This is a genomic window from Ruegeria sp. HKCCD8929 (assembly GCF_013031405.1).
Classification (GTDB): Bacteria; Pseudomonadota; Alphaproteobacteria; order Rhodobacterales; family Rhodobacteraceae; genus Ruegeria.
This window is the reverse complement of sequence record NZ_WPZY01000146.1, coordinates 1-1,066: the sequence shown is the minus strand read 5'-3', so window position 1 is coordinate 1,066 and position 1,066 is coordinate 1. Positions and strand designations below refer to the sequence as shown.

General features: G+C 62.4%; 1 protein-coding gene. It reads left to right on the top strand.

Going from position 1 to position 1,066, the window contains the following annotated elements; genetic code table 11:
* Positions 1-84: 84 nt before the first annotated feature.
* The coding region (locus GOX53_RS29485; protein ID WP_171182431.1) for a conjugal transfer protein TraG N-terminal domain-containing protein at positions 85-1,066 on the top strand (982 nt) is incomplete at its 3' end.

The window sequence follows — 1,066 nt, the reverse complement described above, 5'->3', positions numbered from 1 at the left end:
GCTGAGCCTCGCCAAGACCGAGCTTGCCGCCTCTTCGAACGCGATCTTTGCCAACGTCATCACCAGTTCCGGAGGCCAGAAGTAATGCCGGAATTCGAGATCTACACCGTCGGCGGTGGGGCCGAGCTGTTCGGCATCTTCAACTATCTCGCCGCCTTCACCGGGTCGGGCAATTTCGAGACGCTGATCACCATCGGCCTGATGATCGGTGTCATTGCCGCTGCCTTCAAGCTGGGGGTGTTCGGGGGCGGGAAGGAAACCGCGATGTATGCGGTGGGCGTTGTCATCGTCCTTGGTCTCGGCGTGGGCCCGAAAGCCCGGGTGATCATCATGGACAGCACCCAGCCGCTGGGGATCTACGGCATTGTCGACAACGTGCCCTGGTCGGTGGCCTTTGTCGGATCGGTGACCTCGAGCACCGGGTATCAGGTGACCCGCACGATGGAGACCCTGCTGGCGGCGCCAAACGATCTCTCCTACCAGCGCTCCGGCATGATGTTCGGCTCAACCATCGTCAGTCAGGCGGCGCGCTGGCGGGCCGTCACACCGGTTGTTCACCGCAGCCTGGTGAACTTCATGGAGAACTGCATGGTCGATGGCTCCAATATCGGGATCGTCGATGTCAACGAGCTGGTCTATGCGGGCAATTTGGCCAACTTCATCACCTCGAACGTGCCGCAGTCGCTGGCCTATTACGACCCGGTTCTGGATGCCACCACCACCTGTGCCCAGGGCTGGCCGCAGATCCAGACCCGGATGACGCAGGAGGTTCAGAACATCCTCTACCAAAAGGCCGCGGCCCAATATGGCAGCGCGCCGACGGTCAACCTGCCGGCCGCCGCCACCCAGATGAGCAACACGCTGGCCGAGTTCCAGACCCTGATTGGCATGACCTCGGCCAGCGCGGCCGACACCATACGCCAGTCGATGCTGACCATTGCGATGGACGATTCAATTCAGCGGCTGATTTCCTCGTCCGGCAACAACGCGGCCATGACCGCCTACCAGGCAGCGCGGTCCGAGGCGCAGACCTCGGCGAGCTACAGCACGATCGGGGTGAACGCAC